The organism is Sandaracinus amylolyticus, assembly GCF_000737325.1.
Taxonomy (GTDB): domain Bacteria; phylum Myxococcota_A; class Polyangia; order Polyangiales; family Sandaracinaceae; genus Sandaracinus; species Sandaracinus amylolyticus.
In genome coordinates, this window is the sequence record NZ_CP011125.1 from 9,675,603 (window position 1) to 9,691,141 (window position 15,539).

Here is a 15,539-nt window from a genome sequence, read left to right on the forward strand (position 1 = left end):
GCACTCCAGCTGGAACCGATTCGTGAACGATCGTTCATGAACGAGCGATCGGTCGCATTCGATCTCGCGGTCGGGGCGTTCGCGATCGCGTGGGCCGCGATCTTCTTGCGGCTCGCCGGCGACGTCGATCCGCTGGTCAGCTCGGCGCTGCGGCTCGGGATCGCGGCGGTCCTGCTCGCGCCGTGGGCGGTGCGCGCCGCGCGCGCCGGGACGCTCGATCGTCAGGTGCGTCGGAGCGCGGCGATCGCGGGGCTGCTCTACGCGGTGCACTTCGGGACGTGGGTCGCGTCGCTCGCGCTCACGTCGGTCGCGGCGTCGGTCACGCTCGTCACCGCGACGCCGCTGCTGCTCGCGATCATCGGCGTGCTCCGAGGGCGCGACCGCCCGACGCGCGATCACGGATGGGCGATCGCGATCACGACGATCGGCGTGGTGATGATCGGGGGCGCCGACGCGTCGCTCTCGCGCGATGCGTTGATCGGCGACGTGCTCGCGCTCGTCGGCGCGCTCGCGATGGCGCTCTACCTGCTCGTCGCGCGCGAGCTCGGCGAGCGCCTCGAGCCGCTCGCGTTCTCGAGCGTCGCGGCGGGCGTCGGCGCGCTGGCGCTCGGCCTCGTGTGCGCGGCGGAGACGGCGCTCGGCGTCGACGTCCTCGCGCACCTCGACGGCGCGGCGCTCGGTTGGATCGCGCTGTCCGCGCTCGTCCCGCAGGTGGTCGGGCACACGCTCCTCACGCGCGCGCTGCGCCGCGCCACGCCCACGATGGTGGGGCTCGCCACCTGCGCCGAGCCCGTGCTCTCGACGCTGCTCGCGGTGCCGATCCTCGCCGAGGTCCCGACGCCGCTGGTGATCGCGGGGTGCGTCGTGACGATCGCGGGCGTGATGGTCGGGATGCGACGCTCGGCGTGAGCGTGGCGGAAGGCCGCGCTCCGCTGCGATCACGCCCCAGAGGACGCGCTCCCCGGCGCACGCTGCCTCGCGCCGGATCACGCGGAAGTCGCGAGGATTTCGCAATTCTGGCCTGGCGTGGCGCTCCCTTTGCTCAGGGCTCCGGAGCATGGGTACGGGGTCGTTCACGCGCGTCGCGGTCGTGCTCGCCGCGGTCGGCGCGCTCGGATGTGCGAGCGGTCCACGTTCGTTCGCGACGACGACGCCGATCGTCTGGCGCGACGACGATCGACATCCATTCGGTCCACGCCCGGACGCGCGCTTCGCGCCGGAGATCTGGGACGCGGCCGACAACCTGATCGTGCGGCCGGCGGCGCGCGCGCTCGCGTTCGACACCAGCGGCGAGTCGGTGAACGTGAACGCCGTCGACGAGGTGCCCGACTCGAGCTTCTTCGAGAACCGCATCGGCATGCGCGCGATCAGCCCCGAGGCGCTCGCGGCGGGCGCGTGCGGCGAGGGGTTCGAGGAGCCGGTGCTGCCGTGGCGCGTCGTGTCGGGCAAGCGCGACGGCGCGACGAGCGGCTTCGTGATCGAAGACGCGAGCGGGCGGCGCTTCGTGCTGAAGGCCGATCGCGAGACGCAGCCCGAGCAGACGACCGCGGCGGACGCGATCGTCGCCGCGCTCTATCACGCCGCCGGCTATCACGTGCCGTGCAACCGCGTCGTGTACTTCGAGCGCGCGTCGGTCTCGCTCGATCCGCGCGCGCGCCTCGACGGCGCCGATCGCGCGATGACAGAGGAGGATCTCGCGGAGATCCTCGCCGTGTTCCAGGAGGGCGAGCACGGCCTGCGCGCGACCGCGAGCCTGATGTTCGACTCGCCGGCGCTCGGCCCGTGGGACTACCGTGGCACGTGGGACGTCGACCTCAACGACGTCGTGCCGCACGAGGATCGTCGCGAGCTGCGCGGGATGTTCGTGATCAACGCGTGGCTCGATCACTGGGACGCGCGCCAGCACAACACGCTCGCGACGTGGGAGGAGACGGGCGACGGGCGCGGCTGGGTGCTGCACCGGCTCGTCGACTTCGGCGACACGCTCGGGTACCTGCAGGGCCCTCATCGACAGCAGGTGCGCTACGGGCACTCGCAGTGGATCGACGGGCAGCACGTCGCCGAGGATCTCCTCACGCTCGGGCTCGTACGACGGCCCTGGGACGACGCGGAGCGCGGGCCCACCTGGCCGATCCTCGGTTACTACGACGTCGAGCGGTTCGATCCCGACGCGTGGCGCCCGAACTACTGGAACGGCGCGTTCGAGCGTCGCACCGAGCGCGACTGCGCGTGGATGGCGCGGATCGTCTCGCGCTTCGACGAGGCGCACCTGCGCGCGGCGATCGCGCTCGGTCGGTTCTCCGATCCGCGCGTCGAGGAGCGCTTGCTCGAGGTGATGCTCGGACGTCGCGAGCGCGTGCTCGAGCGATGGCTCACGCGCGTGTCGGCGCTCGCGTCGCCGGAGGTGCACGAGGGCGCGCTGTGCCTCGAAGATCACGCGGTGTCGTCGGGGCTGCGCGGCGTGCGCGCGCGAGCGCATGCGGCGGCGTGGATCGACGAGGAGCAGCGCGTGATCGGCGCGCTGCCGATCCGGATGGACGGCGCGCGCGTGTGCGTCGCGATGCCGGAGCACGCGCGGAGCTACGCGATCGTGCGCGTGCGCTCGGGGACGATCGGTCGCGAGCAGACGCACCCGATCGACGTGCACCTCGCGCAGCGCGGAGAGACGTGGCGCGTGGTGGGGCTCGAGCGGCGCACGGACGGTGCGAGCGAGGTGACGCGATGACGTGGCGCGCGCTCTTCTTCGCGATCGTCACGGTGCTCGCGGTCGCGTCCTCGGCGCACGCGCAAGAGGCTCCGGACGCGCCGATCACCGCGCATCGCGCGCGCCCCGACTACGACGGTCGCGCCGAGCCGGGCCCCGACGCGGGCGAGGTGCTGCTCTGGGTCCCGCGCGTGGTCTTCTTCCCGGTCACGCTCGTGCTCGACTACGGCATCCGCCGTCCGATCGGGCTCGTCCTCGAGACCGCGGAGCGGGAGCGCTGGCCCACGCTGCTGCTCGACGCGCTCACCTGGAACGAGCGTCGCTCCGGCATCGTGCCGACGTTCTTCGTCGCGTACGGCCTCCAGCCCTCGGGCGGTCTCTTGTTCTTCTCGAACGACGACGTCGCGCCCGGGCACTCGCTCGGCGCCTCGTTCAACTTCGGCGGCGTCGACTACCTGCAGGGCAGCGCGTCGTACGCGATCGCGACGGGCTCGGGGTTCCGCGTCGAGCTGCGCGGCGAAGGCGGACGTCGCCCCGACCGCGTGTTCTCGGGGCTCGGCTGGGACGCGCGCGCGGTGCAGTACCGCTTCCGCGAGGCGTGGTACGAGGCGCAGCTCGGCGTGCGCGCCGATCGCTTCTGGCGCGAGAGCCGCATCGAGGTGATCACCGGCGTCGACGGACACGAATTCGATCCGCGCGGTTACGCGGCGCTGTCCAACAACTCTCCGTCGATGGCGGAGGGCATCGCGCAGGGCGAGATCCAAGCGCCGCCCGGGCTCGATCGCCCGTACGCAGTGTCGCGATCGCGCGCGTCGTTCGCGCTCGACACCCGCGAGCCCGAGCCCGCGCCGGGCCACGGCGTGCGCGTGGAAGCGCACGGCGAGCTCGTGTTCGATCTCGACGATCCGATGCGCCGCCGGTGGGCGCGCTGGGGCGGCGGCGTCGGCACGTTCCTCGACCTCGGCGCGCATCGCGTGCTCGGCCTCTGGGGCATCGCGCGCTTCGCGGACCCGCTGGGCGACGAGGAGATCCCGTTCACCGATCTGATCGCGCTCGGTGAAGAGGAGCTCTTGATGCAGGGCTTCCTGCGCGGTCAGCTCCGCGGACGCAGCGCGGTCGCGACGACGCTCGAGTATCGCTATCCGATCTGGACGCGGCTCGACGGACGGCTCCACGTGTCGGTGGGCAATGCGTTCGGGGCGCACCTCGAGGACTTCGCGCTCGAGCGGCTGCGTCTCTCGTTCGGCATGGGCATCGCGACCGCGGGCGAGCCCGACGGCGCGGTCGAGATCGCCGTCGCGGCGGGCACTGCGCCGTTCGTCGACGGCGCGGGCATCGACTCGGTGCAGCTCGTCTTCGGCAGTCGTCAGGGGTTCTGATCCCGTGGCGACGCGCCACGCTCACAGCGCGGCAAACATCCCCACTTTACGTCGGTGCCGAGAGCACGACGTTCTCGCGTCGCATGACTCGCATTCCGGTCGGTTCCTCCTTCCTCGTGCTGCTCGTGCTCGCGGGCTGCGCCAACGACATGAACGGCATCCTCGCGTCACCGACGACCGGGGATCTGCTCGATCCGCCGGCGCAGCGCGTCGACGTGTTCGCGGAGATCCGCGCGCAGTGCGGCGAGTGGGCGGAGCCGGGCGGCGACGTGAAGCGCTGGGCGTACGTGCAGTCGGTCTCGCACGACTCGGCGCGCGTGGTGTGGACGACCAGCGCCGAGCACGCGGAGCTGCTCGAGCTGTGGCAGCAGGAGGGCGACGAGCCGACCGTCGCGGAGCCCGCGCTCGACGAGACGCGCTACCTGCGCGACGCGCGCCAGATGAGCGTGCCGCTGCTCGGCCTCGAGCCCGATCGCATCTACTGCTATCGCCTGCGCACGCGCGACGGCGACGTGGTGTACGGACCGACCGGGTTCCGCACCGCGCCGCGCACCGGTGAGGGCACCGCGCGCATCGTGGTGTTCGGCGACTCGGGCGGCGCGAACGCCGATCAGGTCGCGGTCGGCGAGCAGCTCGGCACCGTCGCGATGGACGCGGTGCTGCACACCGGCGATCTCGCGTACGAAGACGGCACGCTCGGGCAGCTCGAGGCGAAGCACTTCGCGATGTACGGGCAGCTCATGGCCTCGGTCCCGTTCTTCCCGTCGATCGGCGATCACGATCACGCGACGGGCTCGGCCGGGCCGTACCTCGAGGCGTTCGCGCTGCCGGATCGCGCGAGCGGCAGTGAGCGCTTCTACTCGTTCGACTGGGGCCCGGTGCACGTCGTCGTGCTCGACTCGAACGTCGATCTGCGCCCGCAGCGCACGTTCCTGCAGCGCGACCTCGCCGAGCACGCGGGCTCGCCGTGGACGATCGCGGTGATCTCGACGCCGCTCTACTCGAGCGGCTTCCACGGCGGTGATCGCAGCCTGCGCGACGCGTTCCAGCGGCTCTTCATCGACGGCGGTGTCGACCTCGTCGTGAGCGGCGACGATCACGACTACGAGCGCACCAACCCGATCGAGGGCGTGACCTACGTCGTGACCGGCGGCGGAGGACGCAGCGTGCGCAGCGTGGGCAAGTCGTGGTTCACCGCGTTCTCGACGACCGCGTTCCACTTCGTGTCGATCGAGGCCGATCGCGAGCGGCTGCGCCTCCACGCGATCGACGGCACGGGTCGCGAGTTCGACGGAGTCGAGCTCACGAAGCGCTGAGCTCGTCGTCCTCGATCGCGCGCAGCACGCGATCGATCGCGCCGCCGACGCGCCCCTCGAGCTCGCCGGCGGTGCGCTCGGGATCGGAGCCCTCGTGCACCGGCACCGCGTCTGCCTCGAGCGAGGGACGCGCCGCGTCGCGGGCGATCGCGAGCGCCGCGAAGAACGTCTCGCGCACACCCTCCCCGCGCACCGCGATCGCGTCGATCACGCGGCGCGCGGGGATGTCGAGCGCGGCGGCGAGCGCCTCGCCCGAGAGCGCGCCCGCGACGTCCTGCTTGTTGGCCTGGAGCACGAGCGGCACGTCCTCGAGCAGCCCGCTCGCGCGGAACGCGCGCAGCGCCTCGAGCGACACGCGGTTCCGGCGGTGCGCGCCCGGCGTCGCGTCGAGCACGAGCACCGCGACGTCGGCCGCCGACAGCAGCGCGACGCGCTGCGACGCGAGCGAGAGCTGCCCCGGCACGCTGAACACCTCGCAGCGCGCGGGATGCTCGCCGCGCGCCGAGTCGACGCGACCGACGTCGACGTCGAGCAGGTCGTAGCGCAGCGTCGATCCGCCCGGCGTCTCCGCCGGCGTCCGCACCGTCGAGCGGCGCGAGACGGGCAGCAGCGACGCGAGCGTGCGGACGTTCGTCGTCTTGCCGGCGCGCGACGGGCCGTCGTAGACGACCCGCAGCACCAGCTGCCCCGTCTCGCGATCGAAGCGCGCCACGACGATCGCTCAGCGACGGTCGATCTGGAGCGCCTTCTCGATCGACTCGAGCTCGCGGCGCGCGAGGCCGAGGTTCGATCGGCTGCGATCGAGCACGACGTAGAAGAAGAGGCTCGTCCCGACCATGCGGATCAGGTGGTACTGGCCCGAGAGCGAGATGAGGATGTCCTCGATCTGCATCTGCACGCCGAGCTTGTCGCGGATCTTCTTCTTGGCGCGCACGACCTCGGTGTTGCCCGCCGCGGCGAGCTCGAGATCGAAGCCCGGTGCGCCCGCGGTGCCGAGCGTCATGCCCGACTGGAAGTCGACGAGCGCGGCGCCGGTGGCGCCGTCGATCTGCAGGATCTGCGCGAGCGATGTCTTGATGTCGGCCATGTCTCTCCTCGAGGCTCACGCTCCGTGCGTGGCGGAAGGGGTCGATGCGAGCGCGGCGGCGAGCTCGTGCCGCGCGAGCGCGAGGTTCACCGCGGGGTCGTCGTAGGCGACGTACACCACGAAGCGATCGGAGCCGGGCAGTGCGCGCGCGACGTGCGCGCGCTCGCCGCCGAGCATCACGTCGGAGCGCGCCGCGCCGTCGAGCGTGATCAGGCGCGCGAGGCCCCACGCGATCGCGGTGTCGAGGTCGTCGCCGTCGTCGAGCACCGCGACGCCGGTCGCGCAGTCGAGGATCGCGACCGAGCACGCACCGTTCCCGCGGAGCGCCGCGACGAGGCCGACCCAGGCCTCGCGCCCGACCGTCTCGACCGTGCCCGACGCGCGCGTCGTGAGCGGCGGCGGCTGGGTGGGGCGCGCGACCTCGCGACGCTCGAACGAGAGCTGCGCGTGATAGGCGAGCGTGCCGGGCGCGAAGAGCGCGACCGCGCCGTCGGCGTCGAGCGTCGGGCCCAGCCGCGCTTCCACGAAGCGGCGCACGCCCTCGCGCACCTCCGCGGCATCGAGGCGCCCGCGATCGACGAGCACGTCGGCGAAGTGCCGTCGCGTCTCGCGCGCAGTGCGCGTCAGCTCCGCGGCCTCGCGACGATCGAGCGCGGGGAACACGTCGCTGAGCCCCGTGGGCTCGCCCGCGCGGTGCACCCAGACGATGCGGCCCTCGTGCACGTGGATGCGCGTGGTCTCGTCACCGACGCGCACCACCACCTCGCCTCCGCGCGGATGCGCCAGCGCCTCCGCGAGCGCGGCGCGCGGCGTCGCGCCCCGAGGACGGCTCACGTGGCGCAGCGCGAACGCGATGCGCGCGCGCGCCTCCTCGGCGGTGAACGGCTGCAGCAGCACGTCGTCGGCACCCTGGTCGAGCGCGTCGGAGAGCGCGCTGCTCGCCGCGACGGCGAGCACCCACGTGCGCCCGCTGGGTGGCGGGATGGAGCGTCCGTCGAACGGCGCGACGACGATCTCCGCGTCACCCGACGTCACGAGGTCGACGTCGTCGCGCTCGGAGAGCACCCTCTCGAGCCGCTTGCGCGACTGCGCGTCGAGGTCGATCACACACACGCGCACACGCGCGTGTGCAACTTCGATCGGAACCTTCGCGTGGCTCGCCATGTCCGGGCCGTTGCCTCGACGGGGCGAGGCCGGCTACAAGGTCACAAGACTCTTCCTGCACAGTCGTAGAGCCACCGCTCTGCGAACGGGAGTCGGAAAAGCCGGCGATCAGGGTCGGGACCGCGCCCGACGACGTAAGGGATGCCCCGACGTTGCTGCGCGGTCTGCCGCACCTCAGGTTCGATGATCCGCGCGGTACGTCCGCGCGTATGGTCGCTGCAGTGGGATCATCCCCCGACGAATCACGCCCCCACCGGCTGCTGCTGGTCGACGATCATCCGATCATCCGGGCGGCGCTGCGGGCACAGCTGAACGGCGTGCCCGGCGAGTTCCTCGTCGTGGGAGAGGCATCGAACGCGCGCGCCGCGCTCAAGCTCGCGGAGGCGCACGGTGTCGACGTGGTGCTGATCGATCTCGAGCTCGATCGCGACTGGGGCATGGACCTGCTGCTCGTGCTGAAGAGCCGGTTCCCCGAGCTGCGCGTGCTGGTGTTCACCGCGCACGACGATCCGATGCTGGCGCAGCGCGCGATCGATCTCGGCGCGCTCGGCTACGTCGCGAAGACCGACGACATCGCGCTGGTCGACGCGCTGCGCGCGGTGGCGCGCGGCGAGGTGTTCCTCGGCCCGTCGATCGCGACCCACCTCGTGCGGCGCTGGCGCACTCGCTCGGGACAGCTCCTCAGCGATCGCGAGGTCGAGATCTTCCGGCTGATCGGGCGCGGCCACGAGACGAAGGACATCGCGTCGGCGCTCGGCGTCAGCGTGAAGACCGTCGAGACGCACCGCGCGCGCATCCGCAACAAGCTCGGCATCCGCGGCGTCGGCGAGCTCATCGTGCGCGCCGCGCTCTTCGCGCGCGGTCAGGAGTGATCGCCGCGAGGGCTGATAAGCTCGCGCCGTGCGCTCCATCCTCGTCTCGCTCGCGCTGCTGATCGCGCTCCCGTCCACCACGCTCGCCCAGGGCACCGCGACGGTGTCGGTCGCCGATCTGACGGTGGCCGATCAACGTCCGCCGGATCGCTATCGCGATCTGCTCGCGACGGGCCTTCGCCCGACGCTCGGGCCGGTGCTCGAGTGCTATCGCGAGCGGCTCGCGCGCACGCCCGCGCTGCAGGGCACGCTGCGGCTGCGCCTCTGGGTCTCGGCGCGTCAGGTGATCCGCGCGACCGAAGAAGCGTCGACGCTCGGCGACGACACGTTCGACGAGTGCGCGCGCGCGCGGGTGCGCGAGTTCCGCCTGCCCGACGCCGCGCCCGACGGCGGCGCGATGGTGCGGTTCACGCTCTACTTCACGCGCACCGGGGTCACCGGCGGCGCGCTCGCGATCCCCGGCGACGTGTTCGCGACGCTCGACGGCACCGTGCCTCCGCCGAGCGCCGCGCCGGTCACCCCGCCCACACCGCCGGTGACGACGACCACGCCGACCACGCCGCCTCCGGCGACCTCGCGCGCGACGGTGCGCGTCGACACCGCGCGCGGCGCGCTCACGACCGATCAGATCGCGGGCGCGATCCCCGCGACGACGTTCGATGGGTGCACCGCCGCGAGCGGTGAGCTCCCGATCAACCTGTTCATCGCGCGCGATGGTCGTCCGAGCGCCACGCGCGGCCGCGGCACGCTGCGCGACGGAGCGACCATCCAGTGCGTGATGCGCGCGCTGCGCGCGGTGCGGTTCCCCACCGCACGCCGCAGCACGCGCGCGACGCTGACGATCACGATCGCGCAGTAGCAGTCACGGACACGCGCCGATCTCGAAGTACCCGGCGGGCCGCTCGCGCAGCGTCGTCGACTGATAGACGTTCCAGAAGCCCATCTGCTGTCCGGAGCCCACCGCGCACACGTAGCTGCCGTAGGCTCCGCAGCGCGTCGCGCGACCGGCGCGCTCGTGCGCGTAGTTCGACGACGTGTGCTGGGCGCACGTGCTCGCGCCCGCATCGTTCGCGCCCGCATCGTTCGCGCCCGCATCGACGCTCGATCCCGCGTCGATCGCGACGCCGGCGTCGATCTCGGGCAGCGGCTCGATCAGCCCGAAGAACCGCGCCTGCTCGCGCGCCGCGCAGAGCTCGCTGCTCGCGGTGTACGAGCCGGTCGCGCCGCAGCCGCTCGACGGATGGATCGCGACCGCGTGGCCCATGCCCGGCACGATCACCTGCTCGACCGCGACGCGTCCCGCCGCGACGTGCCGCGTGCGCTGCAGCGTGCCGATCGTCTCGCTGCTCTCGGGCGCCGTGTCGAGCCCCTGGATCGCGGTCCACTGCTCGACGAGCTCGGTCGCGTTCACCGGCCGCACCGTGGAGTCCGACGTGCCCTGCCAGATCGCGATGCGCGGCCACGGTCCGCTCCATCCCGACGGCGCGGCCGCGCGCACCCGCGCCGCCCACTCCGCGGGCGAACGATCGACGCCGCCGTTCTGACAGCCGAACGCCTCGCTCACGCCGCTCGCGCAGCCGAACGGAAGGCCGGCGTTCGCTGCGCCCGCCGCGAACACGTCGGGGTACGTCGCGAGCAACGCCGGCGCGAGACCGCCGCCCGCCGAGAAGCCCGACACGTAGACGCGCGACGCGTCGGCACCGCGCGTCGCGACCACGTGACGGACCATCGAGACCACCGACGCGACCTCGCCCGCGTCGCGCCGCACCTGCGCCGGCTCGAACCAGCGGAAGCACGTCGCGCCGTTGTTCGACGAGGTCTGCTGCGGGTACACGACGTGGAAGCCGTACGTGTCGGCGAGCGTGCTCCAGCCGGTGCGCTCCGCGTCCGACGCGGCCTGCAGACACCCGTGCAGCACGACGACGATCGGCGCGCCCGCGCGCGCGCTCGACGGCGTGTAGAGCATCATGCGGAGCGCGCCTGGGTTCGCGCCGAAGCTGCTCACCTCGCTCAGCGCGCCGGCCGTGCTGCCCACGTCCTCGCCGGCCTCGCACCCCACGAGCCACGCGCTCACGCAGAGCGCCGCGACGAGCTTCTTCATGTCCCCTCCCCGGTTGTTGCGTCGCACCACTCGGCGGCGACGCGCGTGCTCTACACCATACGATCGACGTCGAGAGCGCGATGGTGCGCCGCAGCTACTGAGCGACCCATCCGCCGTCGACGTTCCACGCGACGCCGCGCACCTCGCGCGCCGCGTCGCTGCACAGGAAGAGCGCGAGCTCCGCGAGCGACGACGGCGACACGAAGGCGCCCGACGGCTGCTTCTCACCGACGAGCGCCTCGCGCGCCGCGCTCGGATCACGTCCTTCGCGCTCCGCGCGCGCCTGCACCTGCGCCTCGACGAGCGGCGTCTGGACCCACCCCGGGCAGATCGCGTTGCACGTCACGTTGGTGCGCGCGGTCTCGAGCGCGACGACCTTCGTGAGCCCGACGAGCCCGTGCTTCGACGCGACGTACGCCGACTTCTCCGCCGACGCGACGAGGCCGTGCACCGACGCGACGTTCACGATGCGGCCCCAGTCCCGCGCGCGCATGCCCGGAAGCACGAGGCGCGTCGTGTGGTACGCGGCGGTGAGGTTCACCGCGAGCACCGCGTCCCAGCGCTCCGGCGGGAAGTCCTCGACCTTCGCCACGTGCTGGATCCCGGCGTTGTTCACGAGGACGTCGACTCCGCCGAGCGCCTCGCTCGCCGCGCGATGCATGGCCTCGACCTCGTCGACGTTCGCGAGGTTCGCGCCGTGGTGCTCGACGCGCGCGCCGTGCACCGCGCCCGCGGCGCGCACCGTCGCGCGCGCGCGCTCGACGTCGCCGAAGCCGTTCATCATCACGTTCGCGCCCGCGGCCGCGAGGGCCTCGGCGATCGCGAGGCCGATGCCGCTCGTCGAGCCCGTGACGAGCGCGCTCTTGCCGCGGAGCGACGTCATCGGTGATGGCGCGCGATCAGCTCGCGCAGCTCGGGGAAGATCGACTCGCGGAAGCGTCGGCCCGAGAAGATCCCGTAGTGGCCGCAGCCCGCGGCGGTGAGCGCGCGCTTGTTCGCCGCGGGCACGCCGGTGCAGAGCTCGAGCGCGGCGTGGGTCTGGCCCGCGCCGGTGATGTCGTCCTCCGCGCCCTCGACGGTGAGGATCGCGGTGTCGCGGATCGCGCCGGGAACGACCTTCTTTCCGCGCACCGACCACGCACCGCGCGCGAGCGCGAACTCCTGGAACACGACGCGGACGGTCTCGAGGTAGTAGTCCGCGTCCATGTCGAGCACGGCGTTGTACTCGTCGTAGAAGCGCTCGTGCGCGGCCGCGCTCTCGCGCTCGCCCGAGATGCGATCGAGCCAGTACGAGCGGTACGACTTCCAGTGTCGGTCGGGGTTCATCGACACGAACGCGGTGAGCTGGAGGAAGCCCGGATAGACGCGCCGTCCGACGCCCGGATGGCCGTGCGGCACCGGGTACACGAGGTTGTCCTCGAACCACGAGAGCGGGTGCTCGGTCGCGAGGCGGTTGACGTCGGTCGGCGATCGACGTCCGTCGATCGGCCCGCCCATCAGCACCAGCGTGCGCGGCGTGGGCTCGCCCGCCGACGCGAGGAGCGACACCGCGCCGAGCGCGGGCACCGCGGGCTGACACACCGCGATCACGTGGAGCGCGCCGCTGCCGAGGTGGCGCATGAACGCGAGCAGGTGATCGACGTAGTCGTCGAGCCCGAAGCGCCCGGCGTCGACCGGGATCTGCTTCGCGTCGATCCAGTCGGTCACGTACACGTCGTGCTCGGGCGCGAGCGCGCGGACCATGTCGCGCAGCAGCGTCGCGTGATGCCCGGAGAGCGGCGCGCAGAGGAGCACCTTCGGCTGCGCGTCGAGCGTCGCCTGCGTCGCCTCGGGCGCGCGGCGCGCGAATCGCACGAGGCGACAGAACGGCGTCGCGACGACGACCTCTTCGCGCAGCTGGATCGACTCGCCGTCGAGCGACACCGACGCGAGGTCGAACGACGGGCGCGGGTACTCCTTGGTCAGCCGGTGCAGCAGCTCCCAGCCCGCGGCGGCGAACGGTGCGCCGAGGAACGGCGACTTGCGCAGCAGATAGGCCGAAGCACGCGCCGTCGTCGCGACCGGAGCGAGCGCGCGACGAGAGAGATCGTGCAGCACGTACAGCATTCGATCGGCACGATGCCACGTGCTGTGTTGCACCGCAACAACGATCGTTGTGCGGTGAGAATTGATGATTCGTCAGCGCGACGCGACGGCCATATCGCGCTGCAGCATGAGCTCGCCGCGCAGCCGCGTGGCCTCGTCGCGCGTCGCCCAGAACGTGCGCAGCGCGGGCCACAGCTTCTTCGACGCCGATTTCGACACCATCGCGCCGACGTGACCGCCGGGGACGTGCAGGTGCTCCTTGTCGGTGCTCGCGACGCGCTCGACCACCGCCGATGCGCTGCGGTGCGGGACGATCTCGTCGTGCTCGAAGGTCACGCAGAGCAGCGGACAGCGCAGCGACGAGAGCTCGACCGTGCGCCCGCCGAGCCGCAGCGAGCCGGTCATCAGCGCGTTCTTCCGATAGAGCTCGTCGATGTACGTGCGCCAGCACTCGCCGGGGAAGCTGACGTTGTCGTTGCCCCACGTCTCGATCGCGAAGAAGCCGTCGAGGAAGGGCTCGTCCCACGCCTTCTCGGCGAGCGTCACCGCCTTCACCAGGGGCAGCGTCGGGCGCAGCAGATGAAACGCGCCCTGCATCAGCGGCCACGGCACGTTGCCCGCGCCGTCGACGACCGCGGTCGTGTCGAGGGTGCGGGTGCGCGTCCACTTCGAGAGCAGGCCGTCGTCGTGGAAGTCGACCGGCGCCGCGACGAGCATCAGCGTGCGAACGCGCTCGGGCGCGAGCGCGGCGTGGATCACCGCGAGCGTCCCCCCGAGGCAGTAGCCGAGCACGTGCGCCGACTCCGCCTTCGCGGTGCGCGTCGTGACGCGGAGCGCGCGACCGATCGCCGAGACGACGACGTCTTCGAACGTGACGAAGCGATCCTCGGCCTCGGGGGTGCCCCAGTCGATCACGTAGACGTCGTGGCCGTGCGCGACGAGGTGCTCGGCGAAGCTCTTGCCCGACATCAGGTCGAGCACGTAGTGGCGGTTGATCAGCGACGGGATCAGCAGCACGGGCGTGCGGAACGCGACGCCCTCGGGGCGCGGTACGTAGCGGAGGAGGCGCCACTTGTTCTCCTCGTGCACCACGTCGGCAGGCGTCTGCCCGACGCGCGGCGCGGGACGACCGAACATCGCGGCGAGCCCGCGGATCACGTCGAGCGGCTCGATCATCGCGTGCTCCGCTCGTAGAGCGCGTCGAGCTGCGCGCCGAACGTCGCGTACACCGCCTTGCGCTTCACCTTGAGCGTGGGCGTGAGGTGTCCGCTCGCGACGGAGAGCGCGGGCTCGAGGATCACGAAGCGCTTGATCGACTCGTACCTCGCGAGCTGCGCGTTCACCGCGGCGATCCTCGACTCGACGAGCGCGTGCAGCGCCGCGCCGTCGAGCCCCGGCTCGACCGCGAGCGGGTTCAGCCACACGCCGGCGACGAGGTACTTCTTGCCGTCGCCGTAGACGACGACGTGCTGGAAGAGCGGGTCGTCGGCGAAGCGCTGCTCGATGTTCGCGGGCGGGACGTTCTTGCCGCCCGAGGTCACGAGGATGTCCTTCTTGCGATCGACGATGCGCAGGAAGCCGTCCTCGGTGAAGACGCCGACGTCGCCGGTCTTGAGCCAGCCGTCCTCGGTGAACGCCTCGCGCGTCGCCGCGGGATCCTTGTGATAGCCGGCGAAGATGCTCTCGCCCTTGGCGAGGATCTCGCCGTCGTCCGCGAGACGGAGCTCGACGTTCGGGAACGGCTTGCCCACCGAGTCGAAGCGGAACGCGTCGGGGCGGTTCATCGTGAGCGTCGGCGAGGCCTCGGTCAGCCCGTAGCCTTCGATCAAGAGCGCGCCCATCTCGAGGAAGAGCTCCTTCACCTCGCGCTTGAGGCCCGCACCGCCCGAGAGACAGAAGCGCAGGTTCCCGCCGGTCGCCGCGTCGAAGCGCCGCTTGCGCTCCGCGGGATCGTCGCTGTGCATCGCGGCCTGCGCGAGCTTCTCCCAGACGACCGGCACGCTCATGAACGCCGAGGGCTTCACCTCGGGCAGGCGCGCGACGACGCTCGCGGGATCGGCGAGATAGCTCGTCCAGCCGAGCGTGTTGCCGATGCACGCCTCGCCGAAGCCGAACACGTGGCTCATCGGGAGCCACAGCAGATCGGTCATGCCCTCGTCGACGAGCGGCCCGAGCACCTCGAGCCAGTCGCGGCCGTTCACGCCGACGTTGCGGTGCGTGAGCGGCACGCCCTTGGGCGGGCCGCTGGTGCCGCTCGTGTAGAGCATGATCGCGGGCGAATCGAGCGAGATCGCGTCGAGCATCCGCGCGAGCGCGCTCGGATCGGCGTTGGCGATTGCGCGGCCTCGGGCCCGGGCCGCGGACCAGGTGATCACCTTCTCGCGCACGTCGCCCGGGATCGACTCGTCGCGATCGTCGAGCAGCACGATGCGCGCGAGCGCGGGCAGCGACGGCAGCGCGCGCAGCACGCTGCGCACGAGCTCCTCGCCCGCGACGAACACGACGCGCGCGTCGGAGTGCCCGAGCACGTACGCGACCTGCTCGGTGGTGCTCGACGGATAGACCGGGACCATCGTGCCGCCCGCGCTCTGGATCGCGAGCGCCGCGCTCATCCACTCCACGCGGTTCTGCGCGAAGATCGCGCCGCGATCGGTCGGGCGGTGCCCGTCGTGCGCGAGGAAGAGCGCGACGTCCTCGATCTCCCGCGCGACCTCGCCGAACGTGATCGCGCGGTCGCCGACGACGAAGCGTGTGAGGTCGCGCCGCGCGGGGAGCGCATCGAAGATCGCGCGCGGAGCAGGTCGGATCTCGAGGTACTTCGACGCGTCCAT

At 72.1% G+C, this 15,539-nt stretch carries 14 protein-coding genes; 6 read left to right on the forward strand and 8 right to left on the reverse strand.

The window, feature by feature from the left end; genetic code table 11:
• Positions 1-36 precede the first annotated feature (36 nt).
• From DB32_RS40920 to DB32_RS40935, 4 genes are all read left to right on the forward strand, one after another.
• Positions 37-909: a DMT family transporter gene (locus DB32_RS40920; protein WP_053238091.1), complete on the forward strand. Its 873-nt coding sequence runs from the start codon at positions 37-39 to the stop codon at positions 907-909.
• 148 nt (positions 910-1,057) lie between these two features.
• Positions 1,058-2,725 carry a hypothetical protein gene (locus tag DB32_RS40925; protein ID WP_053238092.1) on the forward strand — a complete coding sequence of 556 codons (1,668 nt, stop codon included), beginning with the start codon at positions 1,058-1,060 and terminating at the stop codon, positions 2,723-2,725.
• Positions 2,722-4,083: a BamA/TamA family outer membrane protein gene (locus DB32_RS40930; RefSeq protein WP_053238093.1), complete on the forward strand. Its 1,362-nt coding sequence runs from the start codon at positions 2,722-2,724 to the stop codon at positions 4,081-4,083. The genes DB32_RS40925 and DB32_RS40930 overlap by 4 nt, the downstream gene beginning before the upstream one ends.
• Positions 4,084-4,166: 83 nt before the next feature.
• The gene (locus tag DB32_RS40935; RefSeq protein ID WP_083458382.1) at positions 4,167-5,399 is read left to right on the forward strand and encodes a metallophosphoesterase; all 1,233 of its coding nucleotides are present in this window, start codon (positions 4,167-4,169) and stop codon (positions 5,397-5,399) included.
• Here the strand turns inward: DB32_RS40935 and DB32_RS40940 are convergent.
• From DB32_RS40940 to DB32_RS40950, 3 genes are read right to left on the reverse strand one after another with little or no spacing between them, the layout of a single operon-like run.
• Positions 5,386-6,111, reverse strand: a complete 726-nt coding sequence (locus DB32_RS40940; RefSeq protein WP_053238095.1) for a GTP-binding protein — start codon at positions 6,109-6,111, stop codon at positions 5,386-5,388. The genes DB32_RS40935 and DB32_RS40940 overlap by 14 nt on opposite strands.
• Positions 6,112-6,120: 9 nt before the next feature.
• Positions 6,121-6,486: a hypothetical protein gene (locus DB32_RS40945; protein WP_053238096.1), complete on the reverse strand. Its 366-nt coding sequence runs from the start codon at positions 6,484-6,486 to the stop codon at positions 6,121-6,123.
• A 15-nt stretch (positions 6,487-6,501) separates the two neighbouring features.
• Positions 6,502-7,650, reverse strand: a complete 1,149-nt coding sequence (locus DB32_RS40950; RefSeq protein ID WP_053238097.1) for a response regulator — start codon at positions 7,648-7,650, stop codon at positions 6,502-6,504.
• Positions 7,651-7,871: 221 nt separating this feature from the next.
• Here DB32_RS40950 and DB32_RS40955 point away from each other — a divergent pair, with 221 nt between their 5' ends.
• Positions 7,872-8,522, forward strand: coding sequence for a response regulator (locus DB32_RS40955; protein ID WP_053238098.1), 651 nt, complete (start codon positions 7,872-7,874; stop codon positions 8,520-8,522).
• Positions 8,523-8,550: 28 nt separating this feature from the next.
• Positions 8,551-9,381: a hypothetical protein gene (locus DB32_RS40960; protein ID WP_053238099.1), complete on the forward strand. Its 831-nt coding sequence runs from the start codon at positions 8,551-8,553 to the stop codon at positions 9,379-9,381.
• A 3-nt stretch (positions 9,382-9,384) separates the two neighbouring features.
• On the opposite strand, the gene DB32_RS40965 is transcribed toward DB32_RS40960, so the two are convergent.
• From DB32_RS40965 to DB32_RS40985, 5 genes are all read right to left on the reverse strand, one after another.
• A complete protein-coding gene (locus DB32_RS40965; RefSeq protein ID WP_075098155.1) occupies positions 9,385-10,623 on the reverse strand; it encodes an extracellular catalytic domain type 1 short-chain-length polyhydroxyalkanoate depolymerase in 1,239 nt (412 codons plus the stop codon).
• A gap of 94 nt (positions 10,624-10,717) precedes the next feature.
• Positions 10,718-11,506, reverse strand: a complete 789-nt coding sequence (locus tag DB32_RS40970) for a 3-hydroxybutyrate dehydrogenase (RefSeq protein WP_053238101.1) — start codon at positions 11,504-11,506, stop codon at positions 10,718-10,720.
• The gene (locus tag DB32_RS40975) at positions 11,503-12,729 is read right to left on the reverse strand and encodes a polyhydroxyalkanoate depolymerase (RefSeq protein WP_053238102.1); all 1,227 of its coding nucleotides are present in this window, start codon (positions 12,727-12,729) and stop codon (positions 11,503-11,505) included. Before DB32_RS40975 ends, DB32_RS40970 begins: the two co-directional genes overlap by 4 nt.
• Before the next feature lie 72 nt (positions 12,730-12,801).
• The gene (locus tag DB32_RS40980) at positions 12,802-13,884 is read right to left on the reverse strand and encodes an alpha/beta fold hydrolase (protein WP_053238103.1); all 1,083 of its coding nucleotides are present in this window, start codon (positions 13,882-13,884) and stop codon (positions 12,802-12,804) included.
• Entirely contained in the window at positions 13,881-15,539 is a 1,659-nt protein-coding gene (locus tag DB32_RS40985) for an AMP-dependent synthetase/ligase (protein ID WP_053238104.1), read from the reverse strand. Before DB32_RS40985 ends, DB32_RS40980 begins: the two co-directional genes overlap by 4 nt.